This window comes from Rhodococcus sp. ACPA1, from assembly GCF_002300195.1.
Classification (GTDB): domain Bacteria; phylum Actinomycetota; class Actinomycetes; order Mycobacteriales; family Mycobacteriaceae; genus Rhodococcus_F; species Rhodococcus_F opacus.
Genome location: NZ_NSDX01000010.1, coordinates 35,764 through 51,061 on the forward strand (window position 1 = coordinate 35,764; position 15,298 = coordinate 51,061).

Annotated in this window: 10 protein-coding genes; 9 read left to right on the forward strand and 1 reads right to left on the reverse strand. The window is 62.6% G+C overall.

The window, feature by feature from the left end:
- Window positions 1-22 precede the first annotated feature (22 nt).
- From CJ177_RS35955 to CJ177_RS35965, 3 genes are read left to right on the forward strand one after another with little or no spacing between them, the layout of a single operon-like run.
- Entirely contained in the window at window positions 23-1,459 is a 1,437-nt protein-coding gene (locus tag CJ177_RS35955; RefSeq protein WP_095870037.1) for an aminobutyraldehyde dehydrogenase, read from the forward strand.
- A 43-nt stretch (window positions 1,460-1,502) separates the two neighbouring features.
- Entirely contained in the window at window positions 1,503-2,951 is a 1,449-nt protein-coding gene (locus CJ177_RS35960; protein WP_095870038.1) for an aldehyde dehydrogenase family protein, read from the forward strand.
- A gap of 22 nt (window positions 2,952-2,973) precedes the next feature.
- A complete protein-coding gene (locus tag CJ177_RS35965; protein WP_179443382.1) occupies window positions 2,974-5,832 on the forward strand; it encodes an FAD-binding and (Fe-S)-binding domain-containing protein in 2,859 nt (952 codons plus the stop codon).
- Window positions 5,833-5,916: 84 nt separating this feature from the next.
- Here the strand turns inward: CJ177_RS35965 and CJ177_RS35970 are convergent, their stop codons facing one another.
- Window positions 5,917-7,017, reverse strand: coding sequence for a zinc-binding dehydrogenase (locus CJ177_RS35970; RefSeq protein WP_095870039.1), 1,101 nt, complete (start codon window positions 7,015-7,017; stop codon window positions 5,917-5,919).
- Window positions 7,018-7,577: 560 nt separating this feature from the next.
- Between CJ177_RS35970 and CJ177_RS35975 the strand changes: the two genes are divergently transcribed.
- The 6 genes from CJ177_RS35975 to CJ177_RS36000 all read left to right on the forward strand — a co-directional run bounded on the left by CJ177_RS35975 (window position 7,578) and on the right by CJ177_RS36000 (window position 13,765).
- Entirely contained in the window at window positions 7,578-8,612 is a 1,035-nt protein-coding gene (locus CJ177_RS35975; RefSeq protein WP_095870040.1) for an ABC transporter substrate-binding protein, read from the forward strand.
- Between the two features lie 4 nt (window positions 8,613-8,616).
- A complete protein-coding gene (locus tag CJ177_RS35980; RefSeq protein WP_095870041.1) occupies window positions 8,617-9,558 on the forward strand; it encodes an ABC transporter permease in 942 nt (313 codons plus the stop codon).
- A 3-nt stretch (window positions 9,559-9,561) separates the two neighbouring features.
- Entirely contained in the window at window positions 9,562-10,365 is an 804-nt protein-coding gene (locus tag CJ177_RS35985; protein ID WP_241031764.1) for an ABC transporter permease, read from the forward strand.
- Window positions 10,355-11,497, forward strand: a complete 1,143-nt coding sequence (locus CJ177_RS35990) for an ABC transporter ATP-binding protein (protein ID WP_095870042.1) — start codon at window positions 10,355-10,357, stop codon at window positions 11,495-11,497. Before CJ177_RS35985 ends, CJ177_RS35990 begins: the two co-directional genes overlap by 11 nt.
- 82 nt (window positions 11,498-11,579) lie before the next feature.
- Window positions 11,580-12,704 carry an aromatic ring-hydroxylating dioxygenase subunit alpha gene (locus CJ177_RS35995; RefSeq protein ID WP_095870043.1) on the forward strand — a complete coding sequence of 375 codons (1,125 nt, stop codon included), beginning with the start codon at window positions 11,580-11,582 and terminating at the stop codon, window positions 12,702-12,704.
- A gap of 128 nt (window positions 12,705-12,832) precedes the next feature.
- The gene (locus CJ177_RS36000) at window positions 12,833-13,765 is read left to right on the forward strand and encodes a PDR/VanB family oxidoreductase (protein WP_095870044.1); all 933 of its coding nucleotides are present in this window, start codon (window positions 12,833-12,835) and stop codon (window positions 13,763-13,765) included.
- The last annotated feature ends 1,533 nt before the right edge of the window (window positions 13,766-15,298 follow it).

A 15,298-nucleotide genomic window follows, 5' to 3' on the forward strand; every position in this document is an offset into this window, starting at 1 on the left:
CGACAGAATGGTGATCAAACCCATGGTGCATACCGGCACGGCCTACCCGTTCATTGACGGCAAGAATTACGTCCCGACCTCAGAGGACGTCGACCGCATCGTCGATCCCTCGACAACCGAGGAGTTCGCAGTCGTCCCGCGCTGCTCGCCCTCGGATGTGGATCATGCCGTGCGAAGCGCCGATCGCGCGTTCGGGACATGGCGACGTGTGTCGCCGAGTCAGCGTTCCACCGCGCTGCTGAGGATCGCCCAAGCGGTGGAAACCAGGGCCGAGGAGTTCGCGCAGCTCGAGTCCCGTAATGCAGGTAAGCCGATCACCGCAGCACGCGGAGAGATCGAGACCGTCGTTGATCATCTCCGCTTCTTCGCGGGGGCGGCGCGAACCCTCAGCGGCGCGACCGCGGGGGAGTACCTCGCTGGCACGACCTCCTACCTACGTCGTGATCCGCTCGGCGTCGTCGGCCAGGTCACCCCGTGGAACTACCCGCTGATGATGGCGGTGTGGAAGTGCGGCCCCGCGCTGGCCGCGGGTAACACTGTCGTGCTCAAGCCGGCGGAGTCCACCCCTCTGACCACCCTGCTTCTGGCCGAGGTGGCCGCGGAGTTCCTCCCAGCCGGAGTTCTGAACGTCGTCACCGGCGCAGCCGACTGCGGTGAGGCGATCGTCGGGCACCCGCTGGTGAAGATGGTGTCGATCACGGGATCGACGGCGGCAGGTCGTCGTGTTGCCGAGCTCAGCGCGCGGGGCCTCAAGCACTCCCATCTGGAGCTTGGCGGGAAAGCACCTGTCGTCGTGTTCGATGACGTCGATCCCGCGGCGGCCGCCCAATTCATCGCTCTCGCGTCTTTCTGGAATGCGGGGCAAGACTGCACCGCGGCTGCGCGAATGATCGTCCACGAGTCGATTTTCGACAGCTTCCTCCACGAACTCCGTGCCGCCGCGTCAAGCATGACAATGGGTCTCACCAGTGACGCCGCAACCCGATTGGGCCCCGTCAACAATGTTCGGCAACACGAACGCGTGCTTGGCTTTCTCGACCGTTGCCCGGACCACGTCGACGTGCTGCGGGGTGACGCTGCGAGGGCGCTGCCCGGTTACTACGTGGATCCGACCATCTTGGTCGGAGTCCAACAGGACGACGAGGTCGTGCAGAACGAGATCTTCGGACCAGTGGTCACGGCGCAGTCCTTCAAGACCGCGGAGGAGGCGTTGCAGCTCGCGAACGGCACCCCATATGCCCTGGCCTCATCGGTGTGGACCCGCGACATCGACCGAGCACTCCGCTTCACTCGCGAGCTGGAATTCGGCTGCGTCTGGGTCAATCACCACCTCAGCGTGACTCCCGAGTTCCCGCACGGTGGAGGGAAGGCCTCCGGCGGCGGCAAAGACCTGTCGACGTCGATCGTCCACGAGTACACAGAGGCGCGGCACGTGATGTTCGGGTCGCTGCCCGAGTAAGACGCGTCCCGGCCACCAAACCCTCTCAAGGAGATCTGCATCAATGTCTCTCACCACTGCCCTTTCCCGCCAAGTGCTCGAGCGCGGCGTCCTCCTCGGTGGCGAGGAGATCTCCACCTCGAGTCGGGCGCATGTCACAAACCCGTACGACGGCGAAGCAGTCGGGAGTGTCGGCCAAGCGACCGCCGCGCAGGCCACCGCGGCGGTCGGCTTAGCCCATGCCGCGCTCGACGCTCCAATCCCCGCACACGAGCGGGCCACAGTTCTCGACCGGGTGGCCGAGGAGTTGCTGCGCCGGCGTGAGGAGCTGGCACTGCTGATCTCGTCCGAAGTGGGTAAGCCGATCGCCCTGGCACGATCCGAGGTTGTCCGGGCAGCAAGCACGTACCGGGTGTCGGCCGCTGTTGCGCGAACACGCACTGGAAATATGGTCGCAATGGACGCCACGGCTGCGGGGGCGAACAAGTTGGCCTACACCGTAAACCGCCCGATTGGGGTCGTCACCGCAATCACGCCGTTCAACTTCCCACTCAATCTGGTTGCTCACAAGCTGGCTCCGGCGTTGGCTGCAGGATGCCCGGTCGTATTGAAGCCTGCCCCGCAGTCCCCGCTCACCGCGTTCGTGCTCGCCGACATCTGTACTGCCGCAGGTCTCCCGGCTGGGTACCTCTCGGTGGTTCCAGGGGAGCCGGCAGAGATCAGCGCCTCGATCGTCCAGGATCCGCGAGTCGCGGCGATCAGCTTCACCGGGTCGACCGAGGTCGGCTGGCACATCGCGGCAAGCGCCCCCCGCAAGAAGGTCCTCCTCGAGTTGGGAAACGCGAGTCCGGCCATCATCGAGCCCGACGCCGACCTCGAACGAGCAGCGAATCTCCTCGCTCCGAACGCGTTCGTCTTCGCCGGGCAGACCTGCGTCTCGGTCCAGCGGATCTACGTCGATCGCGCCGTACACGGCGAGTTCCTCGACCTGCTCGTCGCACGAACCGGTGAAATCGTCTCCGGCGACCCACGGGACGAGCAGGTCGTGTGCGGCCCACTGATCGACAACCGGGTGGCCGAACGCGCCCTTGCAGCAATACGTTCCGCAACCGAGCAAGGAGCGGAAGTCGTTTCCGGCGGCGAACGCCGATCCGACGGGGTTGTACCCCCGACCGTGGTGAACAACGCTGCGCAGTCCAGCGATCTCATTCAGAAGGAAGCCTTCGCCCCGGTGGTCAGTGTCGTCGGAGTAGAGAGTTTCGACCAAGCGATCGACATGGCGAACGACTCACAGTACGGCCTGCAGGCCGCCGTCTTCACCCAGAACCTCGACAAGGCCCTGGCGGCCACCGACAGACTCGATTTCGGCGCGGTTCTGGTGAACGAGGCACCGTCGTTCCGCGCCGACAACATGCCCTACGGAGGACTCCGGAACTCCGGAAACACCAAGGAGGGGCCCGAGTCGACCGCCTCCGCACTCACCGTGGAGCGACTCTGTGTCTTCTCCCGATGACTGCGGACGCGGACCGGACAAGATGATCTCCTCGGTGACGCACCCCGCACCCGCCGCGGTTGTCGAGGCAGTGATGGCGCTACGGCGTCAGGGAGTCGAGGTCGACGACAGTGCACTGACCAAATCGCTGTACTCCTCGGATGCCTCGGTTTACCGGGTACCACCGAGCGCTGTGGTGTTCCCGCGGGCCATCGACGAAATCGACGCCATCATGTCGGTCTCCACCGCACACGGCATCCCGATTACCAGCCGCGGCGCCGGCACATCGATCGCAGGCAACGCCATCGGCACCGGACTCGTGGTTGATCACAGGAGACACCTCAACGGCGTGCTTGGCGTGGACTTCGAGAGCAACCGGGCTCGAGTACAGGCGGGCGCCGCACACGCGACGCTGCAGCGAGCCGCAGCCCCGTACGGTCTGCGTTTCGGTCCAGATCCGTCCTCCCACTCTCGATGCACGATCGGCGGAATGATCGGAAACAACGCATGCGGTTCGCGGGCTCTGGGGTACGGACGCACCAGCGACAACGTGTACGGCCTGCATGTGGTGACCGGTACGGGTGAGCACCTCCGCCTCGGAAGCCTCGCAGACGGATCCAGCGACGGGTCATCTGTTCTGCGGGGATTGCAAACCACCACGATGAACTCGCTAGCCACCATCCGCACCGAGTTCGGCCGGTTCGGGCGGCAAGTCTCGGGCTACGCGCTTGAAAACCTGCTTCCTGAGAACGGCTTCGACGTCACGAAAATGTTGGTGGGCAGCGAAGGAACGCTGGCAACGGTAGTGGAGGCCGATATCCGTCTCGTTGCCGACGCTGCGCACAAAGTCATGGTCGTGCTTGGATTCCCCGACATGATCGCCGCTGCCGCCGCGGTCCCGGCGATCCTTCCATTTTCTCCGGTTGCCTGCGAAGGCCTCGACCGTCGCATCACGAACGCAGTCGCGGACAGGTCGGCTGCAGTACGCGACCTTCCAGAGGGCGCCGGATGGCTGTTCGTCGAAGTGGTCGGCGAAGAGAAGTCTGCCCTCGCCGCTGTGGCCGACGCTGTGGCCGACGCCAGCCGGGCCTTGGACCATCGGGTCGTGACCTCGTCGGCGCAAATGGCTGCCCTGTGGAAGATCCGTGAAGACGGGTCTGGTCTGGTCGCACGTACGTCCACAGGCCGCCCCGCCCACGCAGGATGGGAAGACGCGGCAGTGCCTCCGCAGCACCTCGCGGATTATCTGACTCGTTTCGAAGAGTTGCTCACCGGCCACGGGTTCACGGGTGTCCCATACGGTCACTTCGGGGACGGGTGTGTACACGTACGCATCGACTTCGACCTCGACGACAGTGGGGGTCGCCGGCGCTATCGGGACTTCCTCGACGATGCAGCGACACTCGTGGCCAAATACGGGGGATCAATGTCGGGTGAACATGGTGACGGTCGAGCGCGCGGCGAGCTGCTCGCGCACATGTACTCGGCTGCAGCCATCGACGTCTTCCGGAAGGTCAAGGCGCACTTTGATCCCGAGAACCTGCTCAATCCCGGAATCGTTGTCGATCCCGTTCCGGTGGAGGCCGATATCCGCTACACGACGCCACTGCCCCTGGCGCGCTCCGCGGCGTTCAGCTATCCGGACGACTCGGCCGGTCTCTTCGATGCCGTGCACCGCTGCACGGGCGTCGGACGATGTGTCGCAGCGAACCCGGCACCTGACAGCGTCATCTGCCCATCCTTCCAGGCCACGAGGAACGAGAAGGACTCCACTCGCGGGCGGGCACGGGTGCTCCAAGACGCGGTGTCGGGAAAGCTCGGTCCGAACGGTTTGCAGTCTCCGGAAGTAGGCGATGTGCTGGACCTGTGTTTGGGCTGTAAGGGGTGCAAGTCGGACTGCCCGACCGGTGTCGACATGGCCAAGTACAAAGCCGAGGTGCTCAACGCTCGGTATGCCGGGCGGCTGCGCCCGCGTTCGCACTACTCGCTCGGCTGGCTGCCGTTGTGGTTGCGTCTCGCGCGTCGCCTCCCAGCACTGTTCAACGGCCTCAGCAGCGTAGAGCCTCTGCACCGGCCGCTGATGTGGTTCGCGGGTATCGACGCACGACGCTCCATCCCTCAGTTGGCCGCGTCCACCGACAGGGCCGCGTTCAAGGCTGCGGTGAAGACTGGACCACCGGGTGTCGGAAAGTACACGCCAGGTCGAGAGGTCGTTCTCTTCGTCGACACCTTCAGCTCGAGCTTCAATCCGCGGGTGGTAACAGCCACCATCGACCTTCTGAACGACGCGGGATACGCGGTCCATCTGCCCGCAAGCGAGGTGTGCTGCGGACTGACGTGGACTTCGACCGGCCAACTCGACGGAGCGCGGCGGCGGCTGCGGCGCACGGTTGACGTGTTGTATCCCTATGTACAGCGTGGCGCCACCGTGCTGGGAATCGAACCGTCCTGTACCGCCGCGCTGAGATCTGATCTGGTCGAGCTCGTCGACACCTCGGACGCGGCACAGGTGTCCTCGGCAGTGCGTACCTTGGCCGAACTACTCTCTGCGGACGCCGATTACACCCCGCCAGACCTCTCAGGCCTGGAGATCACCGCGCAGCCCCACTGTCATCACCATGCCGTGATCGGCTGGGACGCCGACCGTGCACTTCTGGAGCGAGCCGGCGCCAAGGTAACGACGGTCGGTGGTTGCTGTGGCCTGGCCGGAAACTTCGGTGCCGAACGTGACCACTACGAGGTGTCCGTAGCGGTAGCCGAGACGCAGCTCCTCCCGGCGCTGCGCACCCTCCCCCCTCAGGCCGTTGTCCTTGCCGATGGATTCTCCTGCCGCACCCAGATCGACAACCTCCACCCCGCCACCGAGGTGCTCCACCTTGCCGAGCTCCTCGCCGGCCGCTGACCTTCACTAAGGTCAGAGACAAACTCTGCCCGCCCACCGAGCCGGTGGGCGGGCAGAGTCAAGTAGTTACTCGAGCTCTGCAGATCAGTAGCAGACGACCGAGCGGAGGCCGCGTCCGACCTTCATCTCCTCGAACGCATGCGGCACGTCGCCGAGCTCGATCCGACGTCCCACCAGCTTGTCCAGGGGAAGCCGACCCGACATGTACAGTTCCGCCAGCATCGGGAAGGTAAGCGACGGGGTGGAACCGCCGTAGCTGCATCCCACGACCGACTTGCCGTTGAGGGTCACGTCGAGCAGGTTCAAAGGCAGGGCCGTACCGCCCGATGGCATGCCCACCAGAACTGCGGTTCCTGCGGCACATGTCATCGACACGCACTGCTCGGCGGTGTCCACCCGCCCCGCTGCCTCGAAGGCGTACTCGACGCCGCCGTCGGTCAACTCCCTAATCTGCTCCACGACCGTTCCGTCGGCGGCATTTATGACGTGCGTTGCACCGACCGCCTTGGCTGCTGCCAACTTCTCGTCGGACATGTCGACTGCAATGATCGGGTTGGCGCCGGCAAGTGCAAGGCCCATCACCACCGATAGTCCGACACCTCCACATCCGACAACCGCGGCGGAACTCCCCGCCGGCACTTTGCCTGTATTGAGCACCGCCCCGATTCCGGTGGTTGCAGCACACCCGATGAGTGCGGCGATCTCGAACGGAAGCTCGGCGGGGATCGTAATGGCGCCGGACTCCGGCACCACCGCGTACTCGGCAAAGCTGCCGACGTTGAGGAAGGCGTGAATGCTGGCACCTGCTCGGCGGATGCGGGTGGTCCCGTCCGCCATAACCGCGTCGTTGGCGGTAGTGTCGCGGCACGCCCACTGCCGACCGCTGACGCAGTACTTGCACTTGAGGCAGGGAGCGAACCAGGACAGTGCGACGTGCTCCCCGACTCGGTCTGGGGATACTCCGGGGCCGACCGATTCAATAATTCCGGCCCCCTCATGGCCGAGAACCGTCGGAACCTTTGAGCCCCAGTCTCCGTTGGCGACGTGCAGGTCGGAGTGACACACGCCGCTGGCCTTCAGCCGCACGCGGATCTCGCCCGGGCCCGGCGCCTGGATGTCCACGACGTCTAGTTCGAGGTTCCCTTGGGCAGTGAACACGAGCGCGTTGGCCGTAATCGAGTTCATGATTGTCCTTCGTCGAGATGGCAGTCGAGGATGACAGGGCGGGCTCCAGAGGGGATTCGGGAAACGATGGCCAACCCTTGCCAATCGTTTGGAACGATACCTGAAGGCCACGCTGCAGTCGATGGTTGAGCATCGGATTGCGTAGCGAATCAACAGCCTTGGATCTTGGGATGTCACACGCGGCTGCAGCTGCGGCAGCGCGCAAATTTCGCGCGGCGTTCGGCTCCAGGTGTCGGTTGTTGCGGACATATCTAAGGACGAAAGTGACGCGCCGGCGAGACTGAGGGCGGGGGAGCATCTGTTGCAGAACTGTTTCATTAGCTCAGCTTCAATTGCGTCCACGTAAACACTCACTCTCGGACTTGTGTGCGACACACATCACAGCTATGGTCGATACCAATCGATTGGCAAAGCGATCAGTGATGAGGATGAAAGCCGCCACACCAGGACAGGCGAGAGTCCGACCAAATTGCACTGCGATGTGAGCATCCCCCAGTAACCGCGGACGCGACGGTCACCCCACCGGCGGGCCGTCCCGCAGCGTCGACAGGAGAAGAAACATGAAGAAGCCTATCTCTGCAGCAGCGTTCGCCGGGAGCGTTGCTCTACTCACCGCGTGTGGCGCGTCGCCTGGAGCGGAAGATGCGATGACATTTGTGTCGTGGGGGGGCGACGGTCAGGCGCTTCAGGAGCAGTACTGGACCGATCCGTTCGCGGAGCAGAACGGCATCACGGTGGTTCAGGACTCGCCGACCGATTACGCCAAGCTTCAGGCAATGGTGCAGTCGGGCAACGTTTCCTGGGACGTCGTACAGGTGGCTACCGACGTCGCTGTCGCCAAATGTGGTGAACTGCTCGAACCGATTGACCGGACCGTTGTCGACATGTCACAGATCGATCCGGATCTGATCTTCAGCGACTGCGGGCTGCCGGTGCTGCAGCAATCGTTCGTGATGGTCTACAACGAGGACCTATTCGGCAACAATCCACCCACCTCGATTGCGGACTTCTTCGACACCGCGAAGTACCCGGGTAAGCGGGGGATGTGGGATTATGCAGTGCCAGGACAGCTAGAGCTTGCTCTCATGGCAGACGGTGTCGCGCCCGAGAATCTCTACCCACTCGACTACGAGCGCGCGATGGCGAAGTTGGCCACATTGCGGAACGACGTCTCGTGGTACGGGACGACTGCCCAGTCGACCGAGCAGCTCAACTCGGGCGGGGTTGCGATGGCGTTGGTATATAGCGGCCGGGCGCATACCGCCGCGAAGGACGGCGCACCGTACGCGCCCGTGTGGAACACCGCGATGCGAGCAACGGATCAGCTCACCATCCCAAAGGGGGCTCCCAACAAGGAGGCGGCACAGAAGTTCCTCTCCTACATCGCGACGCCCGCGCCACAGGAGCAGTTGGCGGAAGCAGTTCCGTACGCACCGACCGTCGAAGGCTCCAGTGTCGAACTGGACGAGCTCGGCAGGAAGTTCTCTGCGACAGAGTCCGGCCATCTGGATGACACGCACATCGTAGACATGAAGTGGTGGAGCGAGAATAACGACCGAGTTGACCAGGCATGGCTTACCTGGCAGGCGGGCTGACGCCATGACACTTACAGCTGACGTCGACGGTCGCCACTCCAGCGACGCTCGACCCAACGGCGAAGGGGAATCGTCGTCGCGACCCAAGCACCGCAGGAGGCTGCCATCGGACTGGCTCTGGCTGGCGCTACCGGCGTTGGCGATGATCACGGTGCTCTTCGCCTGGCCGACGTTCGAGGCGCTGCGGCGGGGCTTCACGGATTTCCAGGCTCCCCAGGTCGGCGGATTCGACAACTTCACGTGGTTTCTCGGCGAATCAGTGAACGTCACCATTCTTGTCCGAACTTTGGTCACAGGTGTGGCGATCACGATCGGATGCCTCCTGATCGCCTACCCCTACGCCTACCTCATCACCGTCGCGAAGCCGATGTGGCGAACGGTTCTCCTCGGTGTGGTTCTGGTGCAGTTCTGTTCGTCGCCCGTGGCATTGACGTTCGCCTGGGTGATCCTGTTGCAGGACAATGGACCGGTGGACCAGCTCGGTCGTTCTCTGGGGCTGGAACAGCTGCAACTCTCGGGATCGGTACCCGGCGCGACCATCGCGATGATTCAGGCGATGCTTCCGTTCATGGTGCTGCCGCTGTATGCGACGATGAGCAGAATCGACATGAGTCTTGTGCGTGCCGCACACACCCTGGGCGCTCGTCCTGCCGTCGCATTCTTGAAGGTGTATTTTCCGCTCTCGATTCCGGGGGTTCTGGCGGGAAGCCTCTTGGTCTTCGTCATCTCGCTCGGCTTCTACGTCACCCCGGACCTACTGGGATCGCCCAACCAGGTACTTCTGTCACAGTTCCTCTATACACAAATCAGCACGCTGTTGTCCTGGGGTCGTGGCGGTGCCATAGCTGCAGTCATGATCGTGGCCACCGCGGTTCTGTTGCTCGCAGGAAGACGGTTCGTCGGGCCGGCAATCACGTCCCTGGGCACCGACTCGAGGGAGAGTTAATTCGTGTCGCGCATAGCTCCAAGCAGGTTTCTGCTGGCCGTCTGGGCAGCCATCGTGTTCGTATGGATTGTGGCGCCGATCGTCGTCGTGACGATCGTGAGCTTCACGAGCGCGGGAAGCTTTGTGTTCCCGCCTCCTGGATGGTCACTGCAGTGGTACGAGAACTTTTTCCAGAACGCCAAGTGGTACAACGCCTTTTTGAACTCCCTGCAAACAGCCACCATCGTCATGGTCCTGGCGACAGTCCTAGGCACTATAGCTGCGCTGGGGCTCCATCGGTCCAAGTCGCGGCGTCTGGTCGCAGGTATCCAGTCGATCATTCTCCTTCCCACCGTTGTTCCCGCTGTCGTCGCCGGCATCGGAATGTACTCGATGTTCCTCCAGTGGCGGATCTCCGGCACTGTCCTCGGTTTCGTTCTGGCTCACGTAGTGCTCGTGCTGCCGTTCGTGGTGATCAGCGTGACCTCTTCACTACAGAGTCTGGATCGAAGCCTCGAACAGGCTGCGGCCTCGTGCGGCGCACCGCCGGTGACGACTTTCATGCTGGTGACGCTCAGAATCATCCTGCCCGGTGTGGCGACGGGCGCTTTGCTGGCCTTCCTGGGGTCCTTCAACGAAACCCTCGTGTCGATCTTTCTCGCCTCGCCGCTTCAAACCACCCTTCCGGTCCAGATGTATTCGAGCGTCGCAAGGGACTCGGATCCGACAATCGCTGCAGCATCAGCGTTGGCGAGCGGCGTGACTGTGGCGCTGTTCCTTGCTGTCATCGCCGTACGTATCACAAGGAGTAAGAAGAATGCGGTCTGAAACGCACAGCGGGGCGGGCGTTGCCCTTGACCTCGTAGGCCTCAGCAAAAACTACGGCAAGAATGGCGTGGTCAAGTCGGTCGATCTGTCCATTAAGCCGGGCGAGTTTGTCACCCTGCTGGGCCCCAGTGGGTCCGGAAAGACGACGACGCTCAGCATGATCGCCGGTTTCACTCCAGCGACAGCGGGAGAGATCCTGCTCGGAGGAGAGTCGATCAGCTCTCGTCCGCCGCATCGTCGCAACATCGGCGTGGTTTTTCAGAACTATGCTCTATTCCCGCATATGACGGCATCGGAGAACATCGCCTTCCCACTCAAGCGGCGGAAGATGACTCGGGCACAGATCAAGGAGAAGGTCGGTCTGGCACTCGATCTCGTGCATCTCCGAGAGTTCGGTGATCGCTACCCGAAGCAGCTCTCTGGCGGTCAACAGCAGCGAGTCGCCCTAGCCAGGGCCGTGGTATTCGACCCTCCGATTCTCCTCATGGACGAACCGCTCGGCGCACTGGACAAGAAGCTGCGTGACTCCCTCCAAGGGGAGATCCGCCGCATTCACCGAGAGCTTGGCGTCACCATCATGCTCGTCACGCATGATCAGGAAGAGGCGCTGACGCTGTCGGATCGTATCGCGGTGTTCAACGAGGGCAGGATCGAGCAGTGCGACACGGGTGAAACCCTGTACCGTCGGCCGGCCAGCCGTTTCGTGGCGAACTTCCTCGGTGAGTCGAACATCTTCACCGGACCCGCTGAGGACATCGGCAATGAGGCTGTCGTCGCCATCGGCGACTCACGAGTTCGCGTCGAAAGAACGGATGCTCCGATCGGAGTGTCGGCGTCCTTCCTCCTGCGACCGGAGGTCTGCCGAGTCGGCGCTTCGAACTGCACGAATGCCTCCGACGGATGCTCGCTGCCGGGCGTGGTGGCGGATCTTGTCTACCTCGGCGCCACCCGCCGCTTGGAAATCGATGTTCCGGGGCACGGCCGGATCACGGTGCGAGAGCCTGCGGTGACCGGCGATCAGCTTCGCCGCGGCGACGACGTCACCATCTCGTGGGACTTCGGTGCTGCAACGCTTCTGCCGGATGCGCAGAGCAGCGCGGAGCGGGAACTGGCGACGCCCGCCCTCACCTGACCGTGATCGGGAGAGGGCTCTGCCCCTGATTGGGGTGTGGACCATGAACATACTGCACACTGGTGCACGAAAGGACTGAACGATGACTATTACCGCGTCTTCAGAAATTGCAATCAAGGATCTGCCGAACGTTGGTTTACCGCGTGATGCCTATGTCAGCCCGGACTGGTTCCAGCGGGAACTGGACACATTCTTCCTCAAGCGGTGGCACTATGTCGGGCACATATCGCAGCTTGCAAACCCGGGTGACTTCATCAAGTTCGACTTCGTCGACTACTCGGTGATCGTGACCAAAAATCGTTCCGGTGACCTGAACGCCCTTCACAATGTCTGTCGTCACCGGGGATCACGCCTCGTGGATGCGGAGGAAGGGAACTGCAAGCGTGCCATCGTGTGTCAGTACCATGCGTGGTCCTTCGATCATGACGGAAAGCTCATGTCCGCGCCTCGCATGCATGCTGACTTCGACAAGTCCGCCTATCCGCTAAAGAGGGCAGCAGTGGACGTCTGGGCTGGTCTGGTGTTCGTCAATTTCAGTGAAAACCCGGAAACCACCGTCGCGGAGCATCTCGCCGCAGCAGATCTGAGCCAGTACAGGCTCGAGCACACTCGGGTGGCATGGGACGTGAAGAAGATTCTGAATTGCAACTGGAAAGTGCTGTGGGAGAATGGCTTAGAGTGCTATCACTGTGCTGTGAACCATCCTGAGGTCAGTAAGGTAGTTCGCGTCGAGCGCGACGGGCCGCTCGGGGACACGATCCCCGACGGGGACTTCGACTGGACCGATAACTACCCGCTCCTGGACGAGTCGTTGACGATCGACGGCAAGTTCGGTGTCAAGAAGATGCTCGGCGATCCCGACAGCCCGCCGACCCAAGCCTCGTACGTGTCTTGGCACACGGGTTCGCTGGAGATGGTCGTCCTGCCCGACTTTGTCAAAATTACGACCTACAAGCCACTTACCCCAACGACGACCGAGTCCCGCGTCATCGGCCTTGTGAACGCAGACGCAATCGAGGGCGTCGACTACGACCTCGCGCATCTGCGCGAAGTCGGCATTGTCACCCGTCAACAGGATGACGACCTGTGTGAGTTGATCCAGCGTGGTCTCAAGTCTCCCGCATACGAGCCTGGTCCTTACAACGATGTCTACGAGACCATCAACCGCAATTTCAAGCGGCTATACCTCGAGGCGATTGGGCGATAGTCGTGGCCGAGGCGTGCTCACGCACGCCTCGGCGCACGTCCGTGTCACGTTATGAGAGCGATGGTGAACTGGTGAGCGACAGCGGAGGTGTCACGGTGAAGCCTGCCCGTGCTGACCGCACGTCCGATATGGCGGTGCTGGTGAACGAGCGTCTAGATGTCGCGGACGACGTCATAGCCCTCACCCTTACGCCGGCGCCAGGTACCGACGGGTTGCCGGCGTGGGGGCCCGGCGCTCATATCGACGTCGTTATCAGCGATTCTGTGACTAGGCAGTATTCGTTGTGCGGTGACCCCCGCGATCGCGATAGGTATCGCATTGCGATTCTGCGGGTGGCGGATGGCCGCGGCGGATCGCAACTGCTTCACGATATTGCGGTTCCGGGGCGCGAGCTGATAGTCCGCGCACCGCGGAATCACTTTGAATTGGTTCCCGCGGAAAGCTATCTCTTCGTCGCCGGCGGGATCGGCATCACCCCGATTTTAGCGATGATCGCCAGCGTTGAGCGAACCGGATCAGACTGGAAGTTGCTGTACGGAGGTCGGACTCGGGCCTCGATGGCCTACAGGGACGAATTGGCGGCATACGGCGACCGGGTCGTCCTCCAGCCACAAGACGAGTTCGGACTGCTCGATCTCCACGGAGTTCTGTCGAACACGCCACGGGGTGCGGAGGTGTACGCATGCGGTCCCGAGCCGCTGTTGACGGCCCTTGAGGCGGCATGCTCGCATCAGGGAAGGGCAGCGCCCCATTCGGAGCGGTTCAGTCCCAAAGTCATCGAGAATGCCCTGGACATCCAATTTGAGGTTCGCCTTGAGCGCAGTGACCGCACCGTTATCGTGCCTGCGGGGCGTTCCGTACTGGAAGCTCTTGAGGCGGATGGATTGGCGCCAGCGTTCACGTGCCGCGAGGGGACGTGCGGAACCTGCGAAACCGTTGTTCTGGCGGGGCGCGTCGACCACCGTGACTCACTCCTGTCAAACGAGGAGAAGGAAGCGAACGACACCATGATGATCTGTGTCTCGCGTTGTCACGATACGCGGTTGGTGCTGGATCTCTAAGACTTGGAGTCCTGTGGCGTGCCGGGGTGTTCGATGATCGTCGTCGGGCACCCCGGTGCAGAGGGGCTACTCCCGTGTATGCGGACCGAGCGTCCATCGTCGGGGACGCACGTCGTGTACATCCGGCGAGTTTCGAGAATTGCCCAATTCCGCGCGCGAACTCATGTCACGGATGATTGAGTCTGCACTGTCCAGAACTCGTGTGCATCGACGTCGGCGGCGAGGAAAGTCTCCACCACGATGAAGTTATAGAAGACATGACTGGGCCCCATTCTCAATTCCAACGAATTCCTCGCCTGCGAGGTGTTCCATCGCTGACCGAGGAGCAGGCCCTTGTTGACGATTGGAGGCTCGAGTACAACAGTTACCGACCACAGGGATCGCTCGAGTTCCGATCACCCGAGGCGTACCCCGCTTGAGCACTTCGATCAACTGATTCGTGCTGCAGGACCGAAACGCCTGCGTCGCAAGGGCCTCTGAGGTGAACTCGTCGACGATATGGAGGAACCGCACCTGTCGGCCGTCGACCGTGGTATCGACCTGGAAGTCCAACGCCAACATCTGGTCCGGATCCGTGGCCCGCAACCGTTGATTGCGACCCTCGCCGATTCGGCGTTTCTAGCGAACTTTGACCGGACGTCTCAAGCCTTCCTCGGGCCACAATCTCTGTGTGCGCTTATGGTTCACGGCCAAGCCTTCTGCTCGACATAGGGCGCGGGCTCTGCGTCAGTCCCTTCCGGTAGCTCTCGTGAACGGGCCACCCATGTCTTCGCCCGAGGGTCGCGCGAGCTGTTGCGGGAACCTCTCCGGCGCCGCCGCGACTGGTGAAGCCACTATCAGACAACCGCCCAAGCGTTACCGTGTCGTCGTCGATCGCGAGTTCGGAGAACCGACGCAACAGTGGTACCAACTCGGGCAGTGTCGGTGCCAGGCGCTTGCCGGCGGGCATTCCCAGAAGAATACCAGCGCCGCAATGACCTTCGGTCCGTATTTTGCGGGCCGAGGTGCGCGTGCTGTGACGACGCGAGGGATCAACACCGTATGTAGTACCTATGCGAGCGTGGTCACGGTTCCAGCCGGTCGTGCGACACAGTTCGTCGAGGATGATTCCCTGGCGACCTTGTCGGCCCGCGTGTAGCGGGTCGCGATCGTCTTCGGCACAGCTTTGCGCTCGGCCCTCGACAGTCCCATCATCCGGCCCTACCGCCACCACCCGAACTCCCGACCGACACGCCGCTACGCGGGCATTATCAGGTGAGGCAACGAATGGACCTACGCGGGATTTCCGATGAGTCAACGCGGAGCCTTGCTGCGGGCGCCTTTGCGGCGGTAAAGTCGGCACCAATCGATTGGCAAGATGCGGCTGATGCCCCTCGGCCTTCCGGTTTTCCACGCTTCAGTCGTTCCTCGACATGCGCTCGACCGCCGTCGCCGGAATCGGCTCGACCGACACATCAATCGCGAGAGGATCGCCGAGTGAAATTCCCCAGTCTGCGGCGTATTAGACTGTGTCTCAGTGTGGTTGTCGTCCTC